The sequence below is a fragment of the Halomonas tibetensis genome (assembly GCF_042643535.1).
GTDB classification, from domain to species: Bacteria; Pseudomonadota; Gammaproteobacteria; order Pseudomonadales; family Halomonadaceae; genus Halomonas; species Halomonas tibetensis.
Map to the genome: position 1 here is coordinate 345,712 of NZ_JBHRSQ010000006.1, position 21,541 is coordinate 367,252.

Genomic DNA, 21,541 nt, shown 5'->3' on the forward strand with positions numbered 1-21,541 from the left:
AGGAGATGATGGACAGGGTGGTAGAGAGCGCCTTGGTGCGCGGCATGTTCGGCCACAGCGACATGCACCGCCGCCAGTTCATGAAGCTGGTAGGCGGCGGTACCGTGGCCGCCGCACTGGCGAGCCTGTTTCCCATGGACGCCATCAAGGCGGCAGTGAAGGATGGCCTTGGCCCGCTGGAGAAGACCCGCCTGGATGTCGGCTTCGTCCCGATCACCTGCGCCACGCCGATTATCATGGCCCACCCCATGGGCTTCTATGAGCGCTACGGCCTGGATGTCTCGGTGATCAAGACCGCCGGCTGGGCGGTGGCCCGCGACAAGTCGCTCAACCGCGAATACGACGCCGCTCACATGCTGACCCCGATGCCGTTGGCCATGACGCTCGGTGCCGGTTCCAGCCCCGAGCACTTCATTATGCCCGCCGTGGAGAATATCAACGGCCAGGCGATCGTGCTGCACAACGACCACCGGGACAAGCGCGACCCCCAGCAGTGGAAAGGCTTCACCTTCGGCGTGCCCTTCGAATACTCGATGCACAACTTCCTGCTGCGCTATTACGTCGCCGAGCACGGCCTCGACCCCGACCAGGACATCCAGATCCGGGTGATTCCACCGCCCGAGATGGTCGCCAACCTGCGTGCCGGCAACATCGACGGTTTTCTCTCGCCGGATCCCTTCAACCAGCGGGCCGTCTTCGAGCGCATCGGCTTCATTCACCTGCTGACTAAGGAGATCTGGGACGGCCACCCTTGCTGCGCCTTCGCCACCAGCGCGCAATTTGCCCGGGAGAATCCCAACACTTATGGTGCCCTGTTGCGCGCCATCATCGATGCCACCCAGTACTCCTCCGACCCCGCCAACCGCTCGGAGATTGCCGAAGCCATTGCCCCCACCAACTACCTCAACCAGCCGGTCACGGTCATCGAGCAGGTCCTGACCGGCACCTTTGCCGACGGCCTGGGCGAAGTGCAGCGGGTGCCCGATCGCATCGACTTCGACCCCTTCCCCTGGCACTCAATGGCGGTGTGGATCCTGACCCAGATGAAGCGCTGGGGGTATATCGAGGGACACGTGGATTACCAGCAGATCGCCCGCGACGTTTACCTGGCAACGGATGCCCGAGACGTCATGCGCGAGCTGGGCTACGAGGCACCGGAGGAGAACTCGCGCAACTACGAAATCATGGGCAAGACCTTCGACTATACCCAGCCCGAGGCCTACCTCGAGAGCTTTGCAATCCGGAGGCGCTGACATGGACCGCACGACGACCGAATGGAAATTCAGCCTCAACGTCCGGGCGACGCTGCTGGCCGTGCTGATATTGATTGCCGGCCTGGGGCTCTGGGAAGGGCTTCACCAGGTACCCGCCATCGTCGGTGGCGGTGGCCAGTTGAGCGAGTACGAACAGTTGATGGCCGGTGCCGACCAAACCGCCAAGGTGCCGCCACCTTCGGCGGTGCTGGTACGTGCCTGGGAGGAGCTTTCCAACCCCTTCTATGACGCCGGCCCCAACGACAAGGGGATCGGCATTCAGCTGGGCTACTCGCTCTACCGGGTGCTCACGGGCTACCTGATGGCTGCCGCGATCGCTATCCCGATCGGCTTTCTGATCGGGATGTCCCCGCTGATGTACAAGGCGCTCAATCCGTATATCCAGGTGTTGCGGCCGATCTCGCCGCTGGCCTGGATGCCCCTGGCACTATTCATCATTCAGGACTCCGAGGCCTCGGCGATCTTCGTGATCTTCATCTGCTCGATCTGGCCGATGCTGCTTAACACCGCTTTCGGGGTGGCCGGCGTGCGGCAGGACTGGGTCAACGTGGCTCGCACCCACGAGCTTTCGTCGATGAAGACCGCCTTCAAGGTGATACTCCCCGCCGCCGCGCCGACCATCCTTACCGGCATGCGCATCTCTATCGGCATCGCCTGGCTGGTAATTGTGGCCGCCGAGATGCTCGTGGGGGGCACCGGCATCGGCTACTACGTGTGGAACGAGTGGAACAACCTCGACCTGACCAGCGTGATCTTCTCGATCCTGATGATCGGCGTGGTGGGCATGCTGCTCGACCTGGCGCTGTCGTCGGTCGCGCGACTGGTCACCTATCAGGAATAACCCCGGGAGAGACAAATGAGTCATGCCTTCGTGGAAGTTCAGCAGGCCGCCAAGCGCTTTCCCGGCGACCGCGGCGAGGAGGACCTGACGGTTTTCGAAAACGTCAGCTTCAACCTCGAGAAAGGCGAGTTCGTCTGCATCATCGGCCATTCCGGCTGCGGCAAGTCCACTATCATGAACGCCTTGGCCGGGCTCGACAGCCTGAGCGACGGCACCATGATCATGGATGGCCGGGAAATCAATGGCCCCGGCCTGGAGCGGGGTGTGGTATTCCAGAACTACAGCCTGCTGCCGTGGCTATCGGCGCTGGAGAACGTGCGCTTCGGAGTCCGCGCCCGCTGGAAGGCGTGGCACGAGGCCAAGGTCACTGAGCATAGCCTATCGTACCTGGAGATGGTGGGACTCAAGGGCGTCGAGGATCGCAAGCCGGCCCAGCTCTCGGGGGGCATGCGCCAGCGGGTCAGCATCGCCCGGGCGTTTGCTACCAAGCCAGAGCTGCTCTTGCTCGACGAGCCGTTCGGGGCGCTGGACGCCCTGACCCGCGGCGTCATCCAGGATGAACTGGTCAAGATATGGAGCAAGGACCGCCAGACGGTGTTCATGATCACCCACGACGTGGACGAGGCGATCCTGCTGGCCGACCGCATCTTCCTGATGACCAACGGTCCCCAGGCCCGCATCGCCGAGGCGGTAGAGATCGACCTGCCGCGGCCGCGCGCTCGGGCCGAGATCGTCAAGCACCCGCACTTCTACCAGATCCGCAACTACCTGGTCGACTTCCTGGTGAACCGCTCGGGCGAGCTTCGCACCGCCGATATCGACCGAGGAGGCCTGCAATACCCTCGGGCCATCAATCCGGTCACCGAGCGTGCACCCGAGCCTGCTACCTCGACCGCGGAACCCGACGATACCGATATCAATAGCGATGCCGACAGCGTGGATAGCCCGTCATCCGCCGCCTCCTCTCACAAACTGGTCAAGTTCACTCCCAAGGAGACTCACCATGGATAAGCTCGAAATGCGTCACACCCTGCTCGCCGCCAAGGCCCGCAAGAAGATGAGCTGGGACGACATCGCCTCGGCTGTCGACATGTCACCCGTCTGGGTGGCATCCGCCTGCTACGGCATGAACAGCGCCAGCCACGAGGTGGCCCACAAGCTGTGCGATACACTCGGCGTCGACGCCGAAGTCGCCGAGGCGCTGACGACCTTTCCCACCAAGGCCTGGGACGAGGCGGTCCCCCAGGATCCCTTCATCTATCGTCTCTACGAGGTGGTGGGGGTCTACGGCGAGACCCTCAAGGATGTGGTCCAGGAAAAGTTCGGAGACGGCATCATGAGCGCCATCGACTTCACCATGGAAGTCGACAAGATCGAGGACCCCAAGGGGGATCGGGTGCTGTTGACCCTCAACGGCAAGTTCCTGCCCTATAGGTCTTGGTAAACAGCTAGTCCTGGTAGCCCTCCAGCGTCGCCACTACCCGCAGAACCGCATTGTGGTAACTGCTACCGAACAGCAGCAGGTGGTTGAGCAGCGGGTAAAGCTGGAACAGCGTCTCGCGCCTCGGCCAATCGGCCGGGGCGCTGCCGTTCCAATAGGCCTCGAGGAAGGCCTCGCCGGGGGCGCCGAACAGCGTCAGCATGGCGAGGTCCACCTCAGGATAGTGGCGATAGACCGCCGGGTCGATGACTGCCGGCCCCCGTGGGGTGAAGAGCACGTTGCCGGACCACAGGTCGCCATGCAGAAGACTCGCCGGCGCGTCAGGGAGCCAGGCCTCGAGGCCGTGGGCGATGGCCTCCACCCGAGCGCGCAACCGCTGATCCATCAGGCCTCGCGCCTGGCAGGCCTCGGCCAGCGGCTGCAGCCGCCGCTCACGCTGGAAGGCGCGGCCGTCGACCAGCTGCGCATTGGGCTGGGGCGTGCGCCCGCAGGCGTTGTCCCGTGGCCAGCCGTGGGCCTCGCCGGTCACCGCGTGCTGCCGGCGCAGCCCCTCGCCCAGGGCCGCCTCGTCGTGACGTCGGCGCAGCGCGACCTCCAGGGCCTCCATCACCAGCCAGCCCTCCCCCTCGGCCAGCACCTCGGGCACCACCAGGCCGCTGCCGGCCTCGTGCAGCGCCCGCAGTCCATCGGCCTCACCGGCCAGGCGCTCGGGGTCGTCATGCTTGACCATCACCTCGCCCTGATCAGTCGCCAGGCAAAACACCGCGGCGATATCGCCACCACTTAGGGCCTGCAGATCGCCCCGCGGCGTCAGCCCGACAGCCGACAGCAGGGCGGCGAGGCTCTCGTCGATCGACATGTGGCAATGCTCCTTTATTCGATCCCATGAGGGTCACCAGTCCTGTCGACAGTCTCAGAACAACCATAGACAGAGTGAGGTCAATCGCATCCCGGCCGCAGCCGGCGCCACCGACTGGACCTGGGAGGCGTCGGGCAACCCCGCCCTCCGGACAACCTAGTCGTCGTGACGCTCTGGCTGGGCCTCACGCTGCGTGTTCTGCCAGTCAGTCGGCGCGAAGAAGGGCGCCTCGGAGGGAGGGAGCGGTGGCTGGCCGAGGATCATGTCGGCAGCCTTCTCGGCAATCATGATGGTCGGCGCATTGATGTTGCCGTTAGTGACCGTCGGCATGATCGAGGAGTCCACCACCCGCAGGTTATGGAGGCCGTGCACACGACATTGCGGATCGACCACGGACATGCTGTCCGTGCCCATCTTGCAGGTACCACAGGGGTGATAGGCTGTCTCGGCGCTGCCCGCCACCCAGTCGTCGATCTCGGAATCGCTCTGCACCGCTGGCCCAGGAGAGAGCTCCTCGCCGCGGTAGGCATCGAAAGCCGGCTGGGCAAAGATCTCCCGGGTCAGCCGCAGGGCGTCACGATAGGCCTGGCGGTCGGCTTCCTCCTGCAGGTAGTTGAAGGTCAATCGCGGAGCGGCTTCCGGGTCGGCAGAGGTGAGCTGGACGCGGCCGCGACTCAGCGGCTTGTTGGCCCCCAGGTGAACCTGGTAGCCGTGCCCATCGGCAGCGCTCGAGCCATCATAGGCGATGGCTCCCGGCAGGAAGTGGTACTGCAGGTCAGGATACTTGAGACCGGCCCGACTGCGAATGTAGCCGTTGGATTCAAAGTGGTTGGTGGCCCCCAGCCCCTTCTTGAACAGCAGCCAGCGTGCTCCGATTAGCGCCTGCCCGACCGGGTTCAACCATCCGTTGAGGGTGATATTCTGAGAGCAGCGGTGCTGAACCCAGACCTCCAGGTGGTCCTGAAGGTTCTCGCCGACCCCGGGAAGGTTGTGCACCACCTCGATGCCGTGCTCGCGAAGCTGATCGGTCGGGCCGATCCCCGAGAGCATCAGCAGCTTGGGAGAGTTGAAGGCACTGGCGGAGAGAATCACCTCGCGCCGTGCCTTGACGCGCTGCACCCGCCCCTTCTGGCGATACTCCACACCTACCGCCTGCTGCCCTTCCATCAGGATCCGCGTGGTCAGCGCATGCATCTCCAGGCGCAGGTTGGATCGCGAGAGGGCCGGCTTCAGGTAGGCGTTGGCGGTGGAGCAGCGCACGCCATTCCGCACTGTCATGTCCATGCGGCAGAAGCCTTCCTGGCGATAGCCGTTGTAATCATCACTCTCGCCGTAACCGGCCTGGCGTCCCGCCTCGATGAAGGCACGGTAGAGCGGGTTCTGCATGTTGTTGCCGTTGCACACGCCCAAGGGGCCACCGGTGCCGCGGTACTCATCCTCGCCGTATAGGCAGTCCTCGGCACGTCGGAAGTAGGGCAGAACCTCGGCATAGCCCCAGCCCTCGGCACCATGTTCGACCCATTCCGCATAGTCGCCGGCGCTCCCCCGCACGTAGGCCATGCCGTTGATCGACGAAGAACCGCCGATCACCTTGCCACGCGCCTGGTGGAGGCTACGCCCCTTGAGCCCTGGCTCCGGTTCGGTATGCAGGCCCCAGTCGAAACGCGGCTTGTTCATCGGAATCGAGAAGGCCGTCGGCATCTGGATAAACAGGGAGTTGTCCTTGCCGCCGAATTCCAGCACCAACACCTGGTTGTCGCCATCGGCGCTCAGCCGGTTGGCCAACACCGAGCCGGCAGAGCCGGCACCGATAATGACAAAATCGACCTCACTATCGAAGGACGTCGCCATGCGTAATCTCCTCTTCCCGTAGCCGCCGTCACGACCCCGCCCCGGCAGGGTCGTCCGGCATCATGGTGTTGCTGCCGGGCATTTCCCGCTGCGAATGCAGGAACTGCAGGTGCTTCTCGTACTGATCCAGGACATCGCCGATCAACTGCTCGGTACTGTAGCCATAGACGTCGTAGCCCTGTCCCCCTTCACGAATGTGCACTTCCATACGGTAGTAGTAAGAACCGGCATGGGCGTCACGAATCGAGAAGGCAGGCATCGCCGCCCGACGGGGCCAGATCTGGTAGGTGAAGTCCTGCTCGCCGCCCAGGTCGACGTGGAGGGCTAGGTGCTCCTGTTCTCCACTGCCCTCGACGATCTCCGCGCGAAAGCCTTTCTCACCCAGCACCTCGTGGATCTGCTGCATCGCCGGACGCGCCACCTCACCCATAAAGCGCTGGGCATCCTGGCGATTCGGGAAGCTCACCGCGCGGATCAGCCGCTGTCGCCAACTGCGACTCTCGCCAGGTGTGGTACGCGCCGAGAGGTGACCGGCCATGCTGTTGCGCAGGCTATCCTCCTTCATGCCCTCAACCTTCAGCGCCTTGAATAGACCCAGCATCATCAGGAAAAGCACCACCGCAAAGGGCAAGCCCATGATCACCACGGCACCTTGCAGTGCCTCGAGCCCGCCGGCCATCAGCAAGGCCAGGGTCAACAAGCCGATGATCCCGGCCCACAGGATGCGCATCCAGGAGGGCGCGTCGTGATTGGGGTCGGTGAGCACCGAGGTCAGGTTGGATAGTACCAGCGAGCCGGAGTCCCCTGAGGTGACGAAAAACACGATGGCCAACACGGTCACTACCACCGTCGTCAGGCCAACCCAGGGCACGCCCTGCAGGAAGAGATAGATGGCCGAACCAGGGTTGTTCATGGCCTGCTCACCGAAGTCGGCAACGGCCGCGGTATCGTTCATTATCATGTCGATGGCGCTGTTACCCATGATCGACATCCAGGCCATCATGAAGGTGAGAGGCAGGATCAACGTACCGGCGACGAACTCCCGTACGGTGCGGCCCCGGGAGATGCGTGCCAGAAAGAGGCCGACGAAGGGTCCCCAGGCAATCCACCAGGCCCAGAAAAATACCGTCCAGGCGTTAAGCCAGTCTGCGGGCGGCTCGAAGGCATAGGTATGGAACGACAAGCTGATGAAGCTCGACATGTAGTCGCCGATATTCATCACCAGGGCATTGAGCAGGAATATCGTCTGCCCCGAAAACAGCACGAACAGCAACAGCAGCAGAGCCAGCAGCATGTTGAACTCGGATAACCGGCGGATGCCCTTGTCGACTCCGGTAACCGCCGAGATGGCCGAGAACACCACGATGAGCACCGCCAGTGCCGCCTGGGTAACGGTACTCTCCGGGATACCGAACATGTAGTTGAGGCCGAAATTGAGCTGGATGATCCCTATGCCCAAGCTGGTGGCGATGCCGAAGACGGTGCCCAGCACCGCGGCGATGTCCACGGTGTGGCCGATGGGGCCATGGATACGCCGGCCAAAGACCGGGTAGAGGGCGGAGCGGATGGTCAGTGGCAGACCGTGACGATAGCTGAAAAAACCCAGCGCCATGCCCACAAGGGTGTAGATACCCCAACCAGAGAGCCCCCAGTGCAGGAAGGTCAGCTCCATGGCGTGGCGCGCCGCGGCAACCGTGCCAGGATCACCCTCGGGCGGCGCCATAAATTGGGCAACGGGCTCGGCGATGCAGAAGAACAGCAGATCGATGCCGATGCCAGCGGAGAATAGCATGGCCGCCCAGGTCACCACATTGAAGTCGGGCCTGGAGTGGGCAGGCCCCAGTCGCAGCTTGCCGAAGCGCGATAGGCCAATGGCAACGACAAACACCAGATAGAGCACGACGGCAAGGAAGTAGAACCACCCGAAGGTGTCAGAGATCCAGCCCAGCACGGCGAAGATGACACTGCTTGCCTGCTCGGTGAACAGCATGGTCCATAACGCAAAGATAACGATACAGACCGCCGATCCATAGAAGACGGTGGGATTGATGCGGTCCTGCTGGGGTGGGGGTTGCTGCTCCGAGGACGTCGTTGCCATATCGCACTCCTCCCTAGAAAACGTCACCAGTATGTCAAAAGCGCGGCACGGGTCATCTTCTGGCGCTTGGACGCATAAAACATCCGACAGGATCGAGTCCATACAGCCGGGTCATGGCCTCCAACTCCCGTGCAGGCTCTAACTTATATAGGTGCGGAGGACGCGCCTTGTCCATGGTGAAATATCACTCTGCCTGGATTGCCAGCTCCACTTTGACGTCAGCCATGGCGATAACAATCGATAAAACACGATAGTGTTGACTCGGTGCTGCAACCACTGGCCACCACCAACAGCGGATCCGGCACCGAACGAATCGGATAGGGTCCGGGGTCACCCCCGGAGCCCTCCCACACCAACGGGCATACGGTTCCGTACCACGGCGGTTCATGAAGAACGACTAAGCCACCTTACCGTATCGAGCACCGAGATCAGGCCCAGCCCATTGAACCACTTCCGTGGTAGGGCCTGATTCATGTGCGAGGTACCGGCGTTCCACCAGGCGCCTCGCCCATTCCCCGCTGATTTCCAGGCACGTTGGTCGTCCAGACCCAGCGCCAGAAGTTTACGGCGCCGAGTCGTCGGGCGCTTCCACTGCCGCCAGATTAGGCAGCGCAGTCGGCGGCGTATCCAACCATCCAGCGCTTCCAGCGGGCGCTTCACGTCGACAAGACTAGGCGTCCACGACTGAAGTAGCTGGCCCAGCCACGCAGGACCGGGATCAGCTCTTCGATGACCCGTCGGATGTTACGCCCCTTACCAAGCTTCAGGATCTCGCGGACACGCTGCATCAGGCGCTGCAGACTGGTCTTGGCAATGGTCAACCTTGGCAGTTTATGCCGGGTCAGCGTGTAGCCCAGATACCCTCGGCGCCAAGGCCGGTCCACCGCGCTCTTGGCGCGATTGACCGTGAGCCGGAGCGAATTCTCGAGAAAATCACTCAGGCTGGTCATGACGCGCTCACCCGCCCGCCGACTCTTGAGATACACCTGCATATCATCGGCGTAGCGGCAGAAGCGGTGGCCCCGCCGTTCCAGTTCCTGGTCCACGTCGTCCAGCAGGATATTCGCCAGCAGCGGACTCAGCGGTCCGCCCTGGGGCGTCCCCTGCCGGCGTGGCACGGCAAGGCCGTCCTGGAACAGGCCGGCTTCCAGATAGCGACGGATCAGGCGCAGCACCCGCTTGTCGCGGACGCGGCGCGCGACCCGCGCCATCAACAGGTCGTGGTTCACTCGGTCGAAAAAGGCTTCCAGGTCGAGGTCAACCACCCAACGGTGGCCGGCAGCAACGTGGACCTTCATCGCCGAGACGGCCTGCTGAGCGCTGCGTTTCGGTCGATAGCCGTAGCTCGATTCGGAGAAGTCCGGATCGAAGATCGGCGTCAGCACCTGAAGCAACGCCTGCTGGATCAGCCGGTCGGTAACCGTGGGGATGCCGAGCTGCGGATGGCCGCCCCATCGGTCCCATCCTTGGGCTTGGGTATCTCGTCGGGGCGGCCATCCGCGGCTCGGACCGGGCTGGGGTGGTACTCACCGGCCAGCAGCCGCTCGCGCAGCGTCGGCCAGTACTGTTTCAGGTGGTCAGCCAACTGCTCCACCGTTATGCCATCGGCACCCGGTGCGCCCTTGTTGGCAACCACCCTACGGTAAGCCCGCGCCATGTTGGCTTTCTCTACCACGGCCTCCATGAGCGAGGCGGGCTCCGCTTTCGTCCACGATGACGACGCCGGAACCGTCTCGACGCCCACCGGCTGAGACCCGGGGTACTGCCCCTGCCCCTCTGGGTGAGTGACGGTATTAGCGTCAAAGTCTGTCTTCATGATCGTTCCTCGAGACGTCATCGCCTACTCGCGGTTGTTTATGTTCGGCCCTTGGTGCCGCGGTGAACCGGCACTTACTATGGTCTCTGCTGACGTCTGGTAGTCCATCCCGTCGCCTCTCGACGCCGGTAGCACCGTGGCAGACCACCAGACCTCCCAGGGTAAGACGCGCGACCTTCCCGCTTATGCCTGTCGGATTTACGCCATGGCGTTCCGTGCAAGTACCGGGCTTTGATGATTCGTGCCACCTCACCCCGCCATGCCGCCTCGTATCCGCTTCCTGTTCGTCAGGCCAGCGTTTTGCCTCGGGCTGCCTTCAGATTCCCCCTCGCGGGAGACACCCTTGCCGTCGGCTAGCACTTCCCCTTGCCGGGCGTGCAGGGGACCTTCACCCCCAAGTCATTCCGAGGCACCACCCTCGGAAACAGCGCCGGTTAGGCGCTGCGCGCCATGCCTGGCGCACACCAAAAAAAGCCGCCTCGAAGGGCGGCAAGAGCAAGGGACTGGAGGAAATACGAAAACAGGGTCAGATCATTCGGGCAGCAGCACACCGTCGATGACGTGGATGATGCCGTTGGTGGTCTCGATATCAGCCTGGATCACGGTAGCGTCGTTGATCATCACGCTGCCATCCATGGTGGTAATGGTAATCGACTGACCTTGAACCGTCTCGGCACTGTCCAGGCCCATGGCATCTTCGGCCATCACATTGCCAGCAACCACGTGGTAGGTGAGGATCGCCTGGAGGGTCTCCACATTCTCCGGCATCAGCAGCTCGTCAAGCGTACCTTCGGGCAAAGCAGCAAAGGCCTCGTCGGTCGGCGCGAAGACGGTGAAAGGACCTTCACCCTTCAGGGTGTCAACCAAGCCGGCGGCTTGTACAGCAGCTACCAGGGTCTCGAACTGACCGGTAGCGACAGCGGTGTCGACGATGTCGTGAGATGCATCGGCGTGTGAATGGCTGCCGGCGTGAACGGCGCCCGCCATCATCAAGCCGGCGATGCCGACGCCCATCCAACGGGTTGCTGACGTGAGGTTTGTCATGGTGTCACTCCTGAGGGTTTGGCCTGCATACGGTAGATCGAGATCCAACCGAGTAACCGTGTACTGGGAAGCGATCTTGTACGCCTCGATTTCTTTGTACATCTTATGGACAAGAAGTTCACGCTGTCACCGATTTTTTTCCTGGCTACGGCCATCGACCCACCTTCAAGGAGAACCTCAATGTTCAAGCTAGCCTTCTTCGTGCCTCTGGCGGACGCCGAGGCGGTCAAAGAAGCCGTCTTCACCACTGGCGCCGGACGCATTGGAGACTATGAAGCGTGCTGTTTTGAGACGCGGGGCACCGGACAGTTTCGCCCGCTGGCCGGCGCAGACCCACACATCGGTCGAGTGGGCGACCTGGAACGAGTGGAAGAGCTCAAGGTGGAAATGGTCTGCGAGGATCACCTGATCTACGCTGCGGTGGCAGCACTCAGACTGGCTCACCCCTACGAGGAACCGGCGTTCGATACCTGGAAGCTGGAGAGCCTGGCGTGACAAATATCATTCCAGCCCGCGCCGAACGATTCGCGCCGTACGGCATGTGACTCAATCCCATAGGGTCAGGCTAAAACCACCATCCGGAACGCATCATCCAAGAATACATCATGCCGAGCCGAAGTAGCGCTCGCGATCCTCGGGGCTGATATCGCTCATGTGCAGCGGGTAGTGGCCGCTGTGTCGGTCGCTGTAAAAGTGGCGCAGAGTGCGTTCGATGGTGGGAAAAGCGAGTTCGTCCCAGGGGATCTCATGTTCCTCGAACAGCGCCACTTCGAGGCTCTCAGGGCCGGAGTCGAAACCACCGATGAGATCGGCCAGGAAGATCATGTAGACCTGATTGATATGGGGCAGGTTGATCAGGGTATAGAGCCCATGGATCGCCACCTCGGCACAGGCCTCCTCGCGGGTTTCACGGGCAGCGGCCTCCACGGTGGTCTCGGCGTTCTCCATATAGCCTGCCGGCAGGGTCCAGTAGCCCAGGCGGGGGGCGATGGCGCGGCGACAAAGCAGCACCTGGGTGCCGCTGACCGGTAGGGTGCCGGCGACAATACGCGGATTCTGGTAATGGATAGTGCTGCACTCGTCGCACAGGTAACGGGGACGGTCATCCCCCTCCGGGACGGCGAAACGCACGGTATGGCCGCAGTGGCTGCAGAAATTCATGGGACTCCCAGGCAGGCTGGCGGGCTTGACGCCGCTCTCGAGAGACGGGTAGAAGTAACCAAACCCGACGGAAACCCCATGTTAGAGAATCTTCGTGAACGCCTGCAAGCGCACCGCCCCCGCCGGGTCATCCTGCGTCTGCCGGAAGCGGCAGTGCTGATGCCCATTGTCGATCGCCCAGAGCCCACCCTGCTGTTCACCCGCCGCGCCGCCCATCTCAACACCCACGGCGGCCAGGTGGCCTTCCCCGGCGGCAAGCGCGAGGTGGGCGACTCGGACCTGCTGGCTACCGCCCTGCGCGAATCCCATGAGGAGATTGCCCTTCCGCCCTACCGGGTAAAGCTGCTGGGCCAGCTGTCGGATGTGGTCTCGCTGCACGGCATTCGCGTGACGCCCTATGTGGGTTTAATACCGCCGAACCTGCCGCTCGTCGCCGACCCGAGCGAACTGGACGCCATTTTCGAGGTGCCCCTGGCCCATTTTCTGGAGGACCGACGCCACCACACCGATGTGATACCGGTGGACGGCCGCCCCTGGTATGTCCCCAACTATCAAGTGGACGGCCATGTGATCTGGGGGCTTTCGGCCATGATGCTTGTTGAGCTGCTCGCCGAGGGCTTCGGCTGTTCGGTGAACCTGGACCGGGAACCCCCTGGCAGGCTCTGTTACTTTCCCGAACGCCTGCTGAGCATCCAGCAGCCGTCCACTCGCTGACGGCCCACCCGCTGATTGTTCCCACTCATCGACAGGAGACCACGACGCTGAGCGCCTTTCCTCCTCCCGCTCTGGCCCCCGAGGCCCTGCCACAGCTGATCGATGCCCTGGTAGCACAGGGCTGGTATCTGGGCACAGACGTACTCGACGGTGACCTCTGCGCCGAGCTTCATTCTGAGTTGCAGACCCTGGCCGACCACGACGTGCTGGAAGCCGCCGGCATCGGCCGTGGCCGCGAATTACAGCTGCGTCGGGATATCCGCGGCGATGCCATCCACTGGCTCGACCGCAAGAGCCTCGCCCAGCGCCGCTACCTGAACGCCATGGAAGACGTGCAGCAGGCGCTGAACCAGGCGCTCTTTCTGGGGCTGTTCGAGTACGAGGCCCATTTCGCCCATTACCCGACCGGCGCCTTCTATCGCAAGCATCTGGACAGCTTTCGCGGGCGCGCCAACCGGGTGGTCTCCACCGTGGGGTACCTCAATCCCGACTGGCCCTCGGACGGCGGCGGCGAAATGGTGATCTACGCCCCCGACAACCCCGCGTGCGAGGTGGCCCGGGTGCGCCCCGCTGCCGGTACCTTTGCCTGCTTCCTCGCCGACAGTGTGCCCCACGAGGTGCTGCCGACCCGACTGCCGCGGGCCAGCATCGCAGGCTGGTTCCGGCGCAATGCCTCTCTCGGCGGCCTGGTGGATCCGGCGCACTGATGGCGGAACACAACGAAACGCTCCGGGGAATGGCGGCACGCTACGCCGCACTGGAGGAGGATAACCGCCGGCTAAGCGCCCGCGTGCAGCGCCTAGAGGACGAGCGCGACCACTACCAATGGCTGGCCGAGAGCACCACCGACCTCATAAGTCGTCACGCTCGGGACGGCACATTTCTCTACGCCTCCCGCGCCGCAAGGAGCCTGCTTGGCTATGAGCCCGAAGAGCTGATCGGCGTTTCCGCCTACGATCTCTTCCATCCGTCAGATCTCGCCGACCTGCTCAACAAGTCGCCGCGGGTCTACTACCACGACGGCTTCTACCAGCAGACCTACCGGTTCCGCGCTCGAGCCGGACACTACGTATGGTTCGAGACCACCAGCCGCACCCGCCGCGACCCCGACACCGGCGAGCTGATCGACATCCTCTGCGTCTCCCGGGACGTGAGCCGTCGCATCCGCGCCGAGGCCAACCGCGAGCGTCTGGCGCGGGTAGTGGAGTCCACCACCGACCACGTGCTGTTCATGGACGACCACGAGCGACTGTTCTACGCCAACGAGGCCGCGCGGCGCCTGCTGCGACTGCCTCGGGAAAGTGGCACGGCGCCCCTGGCTGCCGCCTATACCATGGGCTCGCTGGCCGAGCTGCGCGATATCGTGCTGCCCGCGGTGGCACGCTACGGCTCCTGGAGCGGCGAGTTGGAGATGCGCGGCCCGTCGGGGCCGATACCCGTACTCAGCGTGGTAATGGCCCACCAGGGGCCGGGTGCCGAACCGGGGCACGTCTCGCTGCTCAACCGCGATATTGGCCTGCGCAAGGCCGCAGAAACCCAGGCCCGACGCCATCAGGAGCAAATTGCCCACGCCAACCGCTTGGCCACCACCGGCGAATTCGCCTCCAACATCGCCCACGAGCTCAACCAGCCGCTGGGCGCCATCGCCAACTACGCCAGCGGCGCTCTGCTCAAGCTCAGCGCCACCCCCGACCTGCCCGCCGAGGCGCTTCGCCTGCCTCTCGAGCGCATCAGCGACCAGGTGGCACGCCTGGCCGAGCGCCTGCGTCATATTCGCGCCTTCGTGCGCAAGGGCCAGACCTGTCCCCGGCCGGTAGCGCTACTGGAGGTGGTGGATGCCGCCTGCCGTCTCTGCGAGTGGCAATTCCAGCAGGCCGGCGTCAGCCTGGAGCACCACCTGCCCGAGGCGCTGCCCAGGGTAATCGCCGACCCGGTGGCCCTGGAGCAGGTGCTGGTCAACCTGTTGCTCAACGCCCTGGAGGCCAGCCGCGACTATCCCGGCGCCGAGCGGGTCAGCCTGCGCGCTCTTCAAAGCGGCCGGCGGGAGGTGACCCTGACGGTGAGCGATCAAGGCCCTGGGGTGCCGTCCGCCGAGGCCGATCGCATCTTCGCCCCCTTCCACTCCGGGCGCCCAGAAGGGCTCGGCATGGGGCTCGCTATCAGCCACTCGTTGATGGAGGCCATGGGGAGCGATCTGCGCCTTCTGCCCGCCACCGGTTCCGGCGGCGCCGTCTTTGCCGCTACACTGCTGGCCGAACCCGCTCCCCTGGCTCCCGCGAGGCACCCGTGACCGACACTTCGAACGCCTGCATCGCCGTTGTCGACGACGACGAGGCCCTGCGCGAGTCGCTGGCCTGGCTGCTCGACTCCGTCGGCCTGGCTAGCCGCGCCTTCAACGACGGCGAGGCCTTCCTGGCCGAAGCACCCGGAGGCTTCGATGCGGTGCTGCTGGACGTGCGCATGCCGGGCCTTTCCGGCCTTCAGGTGCAGCAGCGGATGAACGAGCGCGGCGATGAGCTCCCGGTGATCTTCATGACCGGCCACGGCGACGTGCCCATGGCGGTAGCCGCCCTCAAAGCCGGCGCACAGGACTTCATCGAGAAGCCTTTCAACCACCAACAGTTGATCGACACCGTGCAGCAGGCGTTGCTGATCCACCAGCAGCGGCGCCGAGAACGCGAAAGGCACGATGCCCTGCAGGCGCGCTACGCGGCGCTGCGCCCCAAGGAGCAGCGAATCCTGGTGCACGTGGCCGAGGGCATGACCAGCCGCGAGATCGCCGAGCATCTGGACATCAGCGCCAAGACCGTGGAGATCTACCGGCTGCGCGCCATGAAGGCGCTGGGGGCGACGAGCCTCGCCGAGCTGGTGAGGCTTTGCGTGGCGCTGGAACTGGTAGAGGTCCTGCCGGAGCCCAGCCCGGCCGATCGCAACTGAGCGAAAGCTTACCCACCGACGACAACGGGCGCCCGAGGGCGCCCGCTGTGCTGTGGCTTGTCGCATCGCTTCTTTGTCACTCGTCGCGAAGCGCCAGCTCCTCGAAGATACCGCCGTGAGCGGGGGCCTCCTCGGGCTCCGGCTCGGCCGGGAGCTGAAGTGCCACCAGCTGGCCGCTGGGCGCCTCGAGCAGGCCGCGCAGCTGCTCATAATCGAAGGCCCGATCGTTGGCGTTGCCTTCATTGAGACGAGAGATCGTATCGACCAGCGCGGACATGCCGTGCTCCTGCTCCTCCAGCGGTTGGAAGACCTGCACCAGCGGCTGGCTATCCCGCCAGCCGACCTTGATGGGCTGATCGATGATGTTGACCCGAGTGCCTACCGGCACGTTGTTGAATACCGATTCGACATCCTCGGGGAACATGCGGATGCAGCCCCGGCTGGCGCGCATGCCGATGCCATCTGGCTCGTTGGTGCCGTGGATCAGGTAGCCGGGGATATCCAACAATACGGCATGGCGCCCCAGCGGATTATCGGGTCCCGGTGGCACCACCGCCGGCGGCGGGTCGCCCCGCTCGGCGGCTTCCTCGCGCATGGAACTCGGCGGGTACCAGGCCGGATCTTCAAGGCGCATGGTGGTCTTGGTGATCCCCAGCGGGGTGTCGTAGCCGTCGCGTCCGATACCGATCGGGTAGGTCTCGACCCTGGGCGTCTCGCCCTCAGCCACCTTTGGATAGTAGTAGAGGCGCAGCTCGGCGATATTGATCACTACGCCGGTGCGCTCAGCGTCGGGCAGGATCCGTTGCGCCGGGATCACCACCTCGGTGCCCTCGCCCGGAATCCAGATGCTCACATCGGGATTGGCGCTGATGACCTCCTCGTAGCCGATGCCGTGCTCTCGGGCGATGTCCATCAGGGTGTGCTCGTGATCCTCCACCGTCACGGTGTAGGTCTCGCCGATCACGTTACCCTCAGCCGGCAGCGGATAGTGTCCACGGGGCCATTCGCGCTCCTCCTCGGCCATTACCGTGCCGGAAAGCGCCATTGCCGCTACCACAAGTCCGCCCATGGCATGCGCCAACCACGTCGGCGTACCCCCCGACTTACTTCGCCTACCTCTCGTCATTGCCATTTACTCACCTCGTCAAGGCAGCCTCGGCCCGCAAGGGCTGCAAAAAAATTATCATATCGCTAGTGTAATGGGCAGCGGCCCGGTCAGGAGCAGCAACACTGTTGGAATTTGTCACAGAGAACGCGAAAGCTTTTCACGGCTTCCGGAAAACATCCAGACTCGGCGCACATGAATCGTCGGCATCACGGGTCCCGATCACCTGTAAGTGGGTGGCATGAACCATTGATGTGCATCAATGGACAGGTGGCTCTGTTGGACTAGGGTAAAGGCGATAAGGTACCGAAACATGAGCCCGTCCAGGACTCACTTCGGACCCAAGGAGAAGACACATGAGCATTCGCAAACATACTATTGCCCTTGGCATGTCATTGGCCCTCGGCCTCGCCGGTACCGGCATCGCCGCCGCACAGCAAATGGGGCCCGGCATGATGGGTTCTGGCCAGGGCGGTATGGGGCCCGGCATGATGGGTTACGGTCAGGGTGGCATGGGGCCCGGCATGATGGGTTACGGTCAGGGTGGCATGGGACCCGGCATGATGGGTAACGGCCAAGGTGGCATGGGGCCCGGCATGATGATGGGCAACATGATGCCCTGCCCGATGATGGGAGAGAGCATGGGCATGATGTCGAGTCTCGACCCCGACCAGCGCAGCCAGATGCGCGAATTGATGCAGGCGCACCGCCCCGCCCAGTTCGAGCGCATGGGAAAGCTGATGGACCTGCGCCTCGACATGATGGAAGCGATGCACGGCGAGCGTCCCGACCCTGAGCGGTTGCAGGCCCTGCACGGTCAGATGGCTGAGCTGCAAGGCGAGACGATGGCTGCGATGATGCGCATGCGTAACGCCATGCACGACCTGCTCACCGACGAGCAGCGCCAGCAGCTCCGCGGCGGGATGCCCGTAAACTGATCCATTGAACATCGTGCCCATCGGGGCATGCTGACACCAGCTGGCAGACACATGCTTCCCACTTCACGGCCATCGCCCCAGCGCTGGCGCCGGCATCGAAGCATGGCCCTGACTCGGGAGTCTGCTTACAACATCGACCAGTCGCGTCCACCGTTGACGCTGATCAGCAGCTGATTGAGATCATCGGCCGCCACCAGACGCTGGGGGTCGTTTGGATCCACCGCCAGGTGCATCAGATAGCGCTCCCCCCAGCCGGGCTTCACTACCTCCCAGTCACGGCTGGCTTCGTCGGCTCGCAGCAGGCCGACATCGAGAACGAAGGCATAGAGATCTCCCTGGCTGGACACCACCAGGCTCGCGGGACGGCGCTCGGAGTAGATCTGGCGCCAGCGCTCGCCGCCGTTCGGGCTCATCAGTAGCCCGGCCTGAGTAGCGGCGTAGAGATGGTCGGGATCACGACTCGAGGCGGCCAGGGCAATCAACCCTGCCGGGGCCTTGGCTCGAATCTCCCAGCTTTCGCCCCCATCCTCGCTGACCTGGAGCTGGCCGGCATAGGCGCCGTAGAGAACCCGGGGGCTGGCCTCACTGATGGTCATCTGATGGAAATCCACCGGGCCATCGACGCCGGTGGCATGCTGTGACCAGCTGCGGCCTCCATCGCTGGACATCAACACGCCTAGGTTGCCTCCCCTGGCCGGGTGGCCGCTGGCGAAGAATGTCTCGGCCTCTTCGGGATGGGGAGCAAAGCCCATGAAGTCGTGGGACCCTTCCGAGACCAGGCTCGCCATTCCCTCGCCATCAACGGCATAGAAGCCATGGTGGCTGGCCAGCCACAGTCGCTCGCTATCGGAGCGGTCGAAGGCCAGGCCGTGAATGTGGGTCTGCTGGCGCAGCTGCTCGAGACTGATACCACTCGGCTCTTGGGAACAGCCCGCCAGTAGGGTCAGCAGCACGGCCACCAAAAGCGGCCATCGGTAATAGTTCATGCCGTCATATCCTCATTATTTGTCAGACGTGGTGGGCGCCATGGGACGCTGCCGCATGGCGCCGAAGAGTGATACGGAGAGATCAGCTCACGCGAATCGTCGCCATCATGCCCAGTTCCTCGTGCTCGATGATGTGGCAGTGGAATAGCCAGTCGCCGGGCTCGCGGAACACCATGCGCAGTTTCATGCGCTGGTAGGGCGCCAGGTTGACGGTGTCCTTCCAGGCCAGCCAGGGTGCATCGCGCCACTCACCCTCGGCGCCGCGGGTCGCGATCATCTGGAAGTGGGTGCCATGCACGTGGAAGGGATGGTCCATGTGGGAGTTGTTGAACACCTCCCACTCCTCAACCTCGCCGGCCTGGCCCTCAAAGAGGATCTCGTCCATGGCGAAGGCACGGCCATTGATCAGGAAGTCCACCTCGGGCCTGCCTGCCATCCCGGGCATGCCGTGGCCATTTCCATTTCCATGACCTTTGCCATGACCATCACCGGCCTGGGCCCCGCCATGCCCCATTCCGTGGGCAGCGTCGTGGCCACCGCCACTGTGGAGCATCGAAGAATTATTGTTATCGTCATGGCCCGGCATCACCTCGGTCAGTTCCACCCGACGCTGCACCGCCGGCTCGACCAGGGGCTCGACGCTACCCAGCCGATCAGGCAGCGTGACGGCGGGCTGAACGCCCGAGTTACGGGTGTGGATCGCCAGCAGCGGCGCGACCTGATCCAGATGAGGCGGCCGATCGCCCATCCAGCCCCGCCCGTAGGGGTGGCTGGCCAGCCAGAAGCGCGCTTCGGCCTGCTCGCTCACCCGCACCAGCAGGTCGGCGCGCTCGCCCGGGGTGATCAGCAGCTCCTCCAGCGGCTGCGGCCGCTCGATCAGCCCGCCATCGGTGCCTATCAGGGTCAGTTCGTGATCGTCCAGTCGCAGGCGCAGACAGCGTCCGGCGCAGGCATTGATCAACCGCAGGCGCAGAGTGGTGCCCGGCGCCACATCGAGGCGCGGTTCGCGCTGGCCATTGACCAGCAGCAACTCGCCCTCGCGGCCGTTCATCCAGTCCTCGGCGGTATGCGGAGCCACTTCGCCCTCGGCGGTCAGGCGCAGGTCGCTGACCACCAAGAGGTGCTCCTCCACCTCCATCGGCAGCACATCCTGAGGCGGGCGCACCAGCAGGGCGCCGGCCAGGCCATGAGCCACCTGTCGGGCAGTGCCCTGGTGGGGATGAGGATGGAACCAGTGCAGGCCGGCGCTGCTCTCCGGAAGGGTGTAGCGGTAACGGCGTGACTCGCCTGGCGCCACGGCATCCCAGGGGGCCCCATCCTGGGCCTGGGAAACCGGCACGCCGTGCCAGTGCAGGGTGGTCTCCTGCTCCAGTTCGTTGATGAGGGTGATGTCCAGCTCATCCCCCTCGCGCACCTCGATCAGCGGCGCCACCTTGCCGTTGTAGAGCCACAGCCTGGCCTCGAGCTCATCACTCAGCGGCACCGCATGGGGGGCCGGGGCCAGCGCACTGCGGAAGCGGCCTGCTGTATCGCTCAGGTTGTTGATACGCGGCAGCGGCTGCAGCGGCTGGCCGCCATCGGGAAACATGGCAGGCGCCATGCCGTGGAGTTGCTTGCGGGTAGCGGCGAAGGCCACATAGCCGGTCGATGACAGGACCAGGCCACCCAGGGCCGAGTAACGCAGAAATTGGCGACGATTCATCAGATTGTCCTCGTGACATGAACACTCTCACTGCGGGTCGATCACCCGCAGTGCCATTCGGGAGAGAGGTTCAGGTACGAGGGGGTCGCTCGAGGGGAGCGGGAGGGCCCGACGGATCGCCCAGGCCAGGCCCGGACAGGGTAGTGGAAGACGTCACTAGGCCGGCGGCCTGTGGGGCCATGGAGGCTCCACAGGAGGCGCAGGGCATACAGCAGGGAGAGGCCAAGGTAGCGTCTGGTTCATCTGGGCCAGCGGTTTTCGACGTCTCCCATTCGGGCTGTTCCTGCATGGCCAGACTCTCAAGACAGGGGGCATCGCCATGGTGACCAACCGCGGCAACGGGCGCTGCGATGGCCAGCACCAGAGCCATCAACAGGCTGAGCAGCCAGTGGCAGGAGAGTCCTTGCATGGGGTGAAACGGCCTCGTAAGCCAATGGAGGCGGGAGTATTTCATGGCCCCGAGCAAACCCGCAACCTGGGCCCTGCACAAAGGTTTACCGGCATCGATACCGGGTCTGTATATGGTCCTTGACCTATGTGTGGCACATAGCCTCAATACTTCGGACATCAGCACCGCAGGGGCTCCGCCATGATGAACCTGCGCGACGACCTGATAGCAGAGATGCACGGCGAGATGATGGCCGAGATGGTGCGCATGCGTAACGCCATGCATGACCTCATGACCGATGAGCAGCGCCAGCAGCTCCGTCAGGCAGCGCCCGCGGGCGTGGACCCCGACGACCACGACGCCCATCACTGAGCTCCCAAGCCATC

The 21,541-nt window shown here is 63.9% G+C and carries 22 protein-coding genes; 11 read left to right on the forward strand and 11 right to left on the reverse strand.

Annotated elements, in window-relative coordinates; translation table 11 throughout:
• The first annotated feature begins 8 nt into the window (after nucleotides 1-8).
• Genes ACFODV_RS02625 through cynS form a run of 4 tightly spaced genes read left to right on the forward strand, consistent with a single transcriptional unit; the run spans nucleotide 9 to nucleotide 3,559 of the window.
• Nucleotides 9-1,253: a CmpA/NrtA family ABC transporter substrate-binding protein gene (locus ACFODV_RS02625; protein WP_379754183.1), complete on the forward strand. Its 1,245-nt coding sequence runs from the start codon at nucleotides 9-11 to the stop codon at nucleotides 1,251-1,253.
• Nucleotide 1,254: 1 nt separating this feature from the next.
• Nucleotides 1,255-2,115: a nitrate ABC transporter permease gene (ntrB, locus tag ACFODV_RS02630; RefSeq protein ID WP_379754186.1), complete on the forward strand. Its 861-nt coding sequence runs from the start codon at nucleotides 1,255-1,257 to the stop codon at nucleotides 2,113-2,115.
• 15 nt (nucleotides 2,116-2,130) lie between these two features.
• Nucleotides 2,131-3,126, forward strand: a complete 996-nt coding sequence (locus tag ACFODV_RS02635; RefSeq protein WP_379754189.1) for an ABC transporter ATP-binding protein — start codon at nucleotides 2,131-2,133, stop codon at nucleotides 3,124-3,126.
• On the forward strand, nucleotides 3,119-3,559 hold the full coding sequence (gene cynS, locus ACFODV_RS02640) for a cyanase (protein ID WP_379754192.1): 441 nt from the start codon (nucleotides 3,119-3,121) through the stop codon (nucleotides 3,557-3,559). The genes ACFODV_RS02635 and cynS overlap by 8 nt, the downstream gene beginning before the upstream one ends.
• A gap of 4 nt (nucleotides 3,560-3,563) precedes the next feature.
• Here cynS and ACFODV_RS02645 read toward each other — a convergent pair whose 3' ends face one another.
• The 7 genes from ACFODV_RS02645 to ACFODV_RS02675 all read right to left on the reverse strand — a co-directional run bounded on the left by ACFODV_RS02645 (nucleotide 3,564) and on the right by ACFODV_RS02675 (nucleotide 11,224).
• A complete protein-coding gene (locus ACFODV_RS02645) occupies nucleotides 3,564-4,409 on the reverse strand; it encodes a fructosamine kinase family protein (RefSeq protein ID WP_379754314.1) in 846 nt (281 codons plus the stop codon).
• A gap of 162 nt (nucleotides 4,410-4,571) precedes the next feature.
• Complete coding sequence (gene betA / locus ACFODV_RS02650; protein ID WP_379754195.1) at nucleotides 4,572-6,266, reverse strand: choline dehydrogenase; 1,695 nt, start codon at nucleotides 6,264-6,266, stop codon at nucleotides 4,572-4,574.
• Nucleotides 6,267-6,294: 28 nt separating this feature from the next.
• On the reverse strand, nucleotides 6,295-8,364 hold the full coding sequence (gene betT, locus ACFODV_RS02655; RefSeq protein WP_379754198.1) for a choline BCCT transporter BetT: 2,070 nt from the start codon (nucleotides 8,362-8,364) through the stop codon (nucleotides 6,295-6,297).
• Nucleotides 8,365-8,748: 384 nt separating this feature from the next.
• A complete protein-coding gene (locus ACFODV_RS02660) occupies nucleotides 8,749-9,024 on the reverse strand; it encodes a group II intron maturase-specific domain-containing protein (RefSeq protein WP_379754200.1) in 276 nt (91 codons plus the stop codon).
• Entirely contained in the window at nucleotides 9,021-9,758 is a 738-nt protein-coding gene (locus ACFODV_RS02665) for a reverse transcriptase domain-containing protein (protein WP_379754203.1), read from the reverse strand. The genes ACFODV_RS02660 and ACFODV_RS02665 overlap by 4 nt, the downstream gene beginning before the upstream one ends.
• Nucleotides 9,759-9,769: 11 nt before the next feature.
• Nucleotides 9,770-10,180 carry a hypothetical protein gene (locus tag ACFODV_RS02670; protein WP_379754205.1) on the reverse strand — a complete coding sequence of 137 codons (411 nt, stop codon included), beginning with the start codon at nucleotides 10,178-10,180 and terminating at the stop codon, nucleotides 9,770-9,772.
• A 531-nt stretch (nucleotides 10,181-10,711) separates the two neighbouring features.
• On the reverse strand, nucleotides 10,712-11,224 hold the full coding sequence (locus ACFODV_RS02675) for a fasciclin domain-containing protein (RefSeq protein WP_379754208.1): 513 nt from the start codon (nucleotides 11,222-11,224) through the stop codon (nucleotides 10,712-10,714).
• A gap of 180 nt (nucleotides 11,225-11,404) precedes the next feature.
• Here ACFODV_RS02675 and ACFODV_RS02680 point away from each other — a divergent pair, with 180 nt between their 5' ends.
• Nucleotides 11,405-11,719, forward strand: coding sequence for an NGG1p interacting factor NIF3 (locus tag ACFODV_RS02680; RefSeq protein WP_379754211.1), 315 nt, complete (start codon nucleotides 11,405-11,407; stop codon nucleotides 11,717-11,719).
• 108 nt (nucleotides 11,720-11,827) lie between these two features.
• On the opposite strand, the gene ACFODV_RS02685 is transcribed toward ACFODV_RS02680, so the two are convergent.
• Nucleotides 11,828-12,385 carry an NUDIX hydrolase gene (locus ACFODV_RS02685; RefSeq protein WP_379754214.1) on the reverse strand — a complete coding sequence of 186 codons (558 nt, stop codon included), beginning with the start codon at nucleotides 12,383-12,385 and terminating at the stop codon, nucleotides 11,828-11,830.
• A 78-nt stretch (nucleotides 12,386-12,463) separates the two neighbouring features.
• On the opposite strand from ACFODV_RS02685, the gene ACFODV_RS02690 reads away from it, so the two are divergent.
• Genes ACFODV_RS02690 through ACFODV_RS02705 form a run of 4 tightly spaced genes read left to right on the forward strand, consistent with a single transcriptional unit; the run spans nucleotide 12,464 to nucleotide 16,036 of the window.
• Nucleotides 12,464-13,099: a CoA pyrophosphatase gene (locus ACFODV_RS02690; protein WP_379754217.1), complete on the forward strand. Its 636-nt coding sequence runs from the start codon at nucleotides 12,464-12,466 to the stop codon at nucleotides 13,097-13,099.
• A gap of 47 nt (nucleotides 13,100-13,146) precedes the next feature.
• Entirely contained in the window at nucleotides 13,147-13,806 is a 660-nt protein-coding gene (locus ACFODV_RS02695; RefSeq protein ID WP_379754317.1) for a 2OG-Fe(II) oxygenase, read from the forward strand.
• Nucleotides 13,806-15,389, forward strand: coding sequence for a PAS domain-containing sensor histidine kinase (locus tag ACFODV_RS02700; protein ID WP_379754220.1), 1,584 nt, complete (start codon nucleotides 13,806-13,808; stop codon nucleotides 15,387-15,389). Before ACFODV_RS02695 ends, ACFODV_RS02700 begins: the two co-directional genes overlap by 1 nt.
• Nucleotides 15,386-16,036, forward strand: a complete 651-nt coding sequence (locus tag ACFODV_RS02705) for a response regulator transcription factor (protein ID WP_379754223.1) — start codon at nucleotides 15,386-15,388, stop codon at nucleotides 16,034-16,036. Before ACFODV_RS02700 ends, ACFODV_RS02705 begins: the two co-directional genes overlap by 4 nt.
• 76 nt (nucleotides 16,037-16,112) lie before the next feature.
• Here ACFODV_RS02705 and ACFODV_RS02710 read toward each other — a convergent pair whose 3' ends face one another.
• Nucleotides 16,113-17,105: a L,D-transpeptidase family protein gene (locus ACFODV_RS02710; RefSeq protein ID WP_379754226.1), complete on the reverse strand. Its 993-nt coding sequence runs from the start codon at nucleotides 17,103-17,105 to the stop codon at nucleotides 16,113-16,115.
• 392 nt (nucleotides 17,106-17,497) lie between these two features.
• Between ACFODV_RS02710 and ACFODV_RS02715 the strand changes: the two genes are divergently transcribed.
• Nucleotides 17,498-18,079, forward strand: coding sequence for a Spy/CpxP family protein refolding chaperone (locus ACFODV_RS02715; RefSeq protein ID WP_379754229.1), 582 nt, complete (start codon nucleotides 17,498-17,500; stop codon nucleotides 18,077-18,079).
• A 125-nt stretch (nucleotides 18,080-18,204) separates the two neighbouring features.
• On the opposite strand, the gene ACFODV_RS02720 is transcribed toward ACFODV_RS02715, so the two are convergent.
• Nucleotides 18,205-19,065, reverse strand: a complete 861-nt coding sequence (locus ACFODV_RS02720) for a F510_1955 family glycosylhydrolase (RefSeq protein ID WP_379754232.1) — start codon at nucleotides 19,063-19,065, stop codon at nucleotides 18,205-18,207.
• A gap of 82 nt (nucleotides 19,066-19,147) precedes the next feature.
• Nucleotides 19,148-20,767 (reverse strand): multicopper oxidase family protein, encoded by a 1,620-nt coding sequence (locus ACFODV_RS02725; protein ID WP_379754235.1) that lies wholly within the window; start codon nucleotides 20,765-20,767, stop codon nucleotides 19,148-19,150.
• A gap of 589 nt (nucleotides 20,768-21,356) precedes the next feature.
• On the opposite strand from ACFODV_RS02725, the gene ACFODV_RS02730 reads away from it, so the two are divergent.
• A complete protein-coding gene (locus ACFODV_RS02730) occupies nucleotides 21,357-21,527 on the forward strand; it encodes a hypothetical protein (protein WP_379754238.1) in 171 nt (56 codons plus the stop codon).
• The last annotated feature ends 14 nt before the right edge of the window (nucleotides 21,528-21,541 follow it).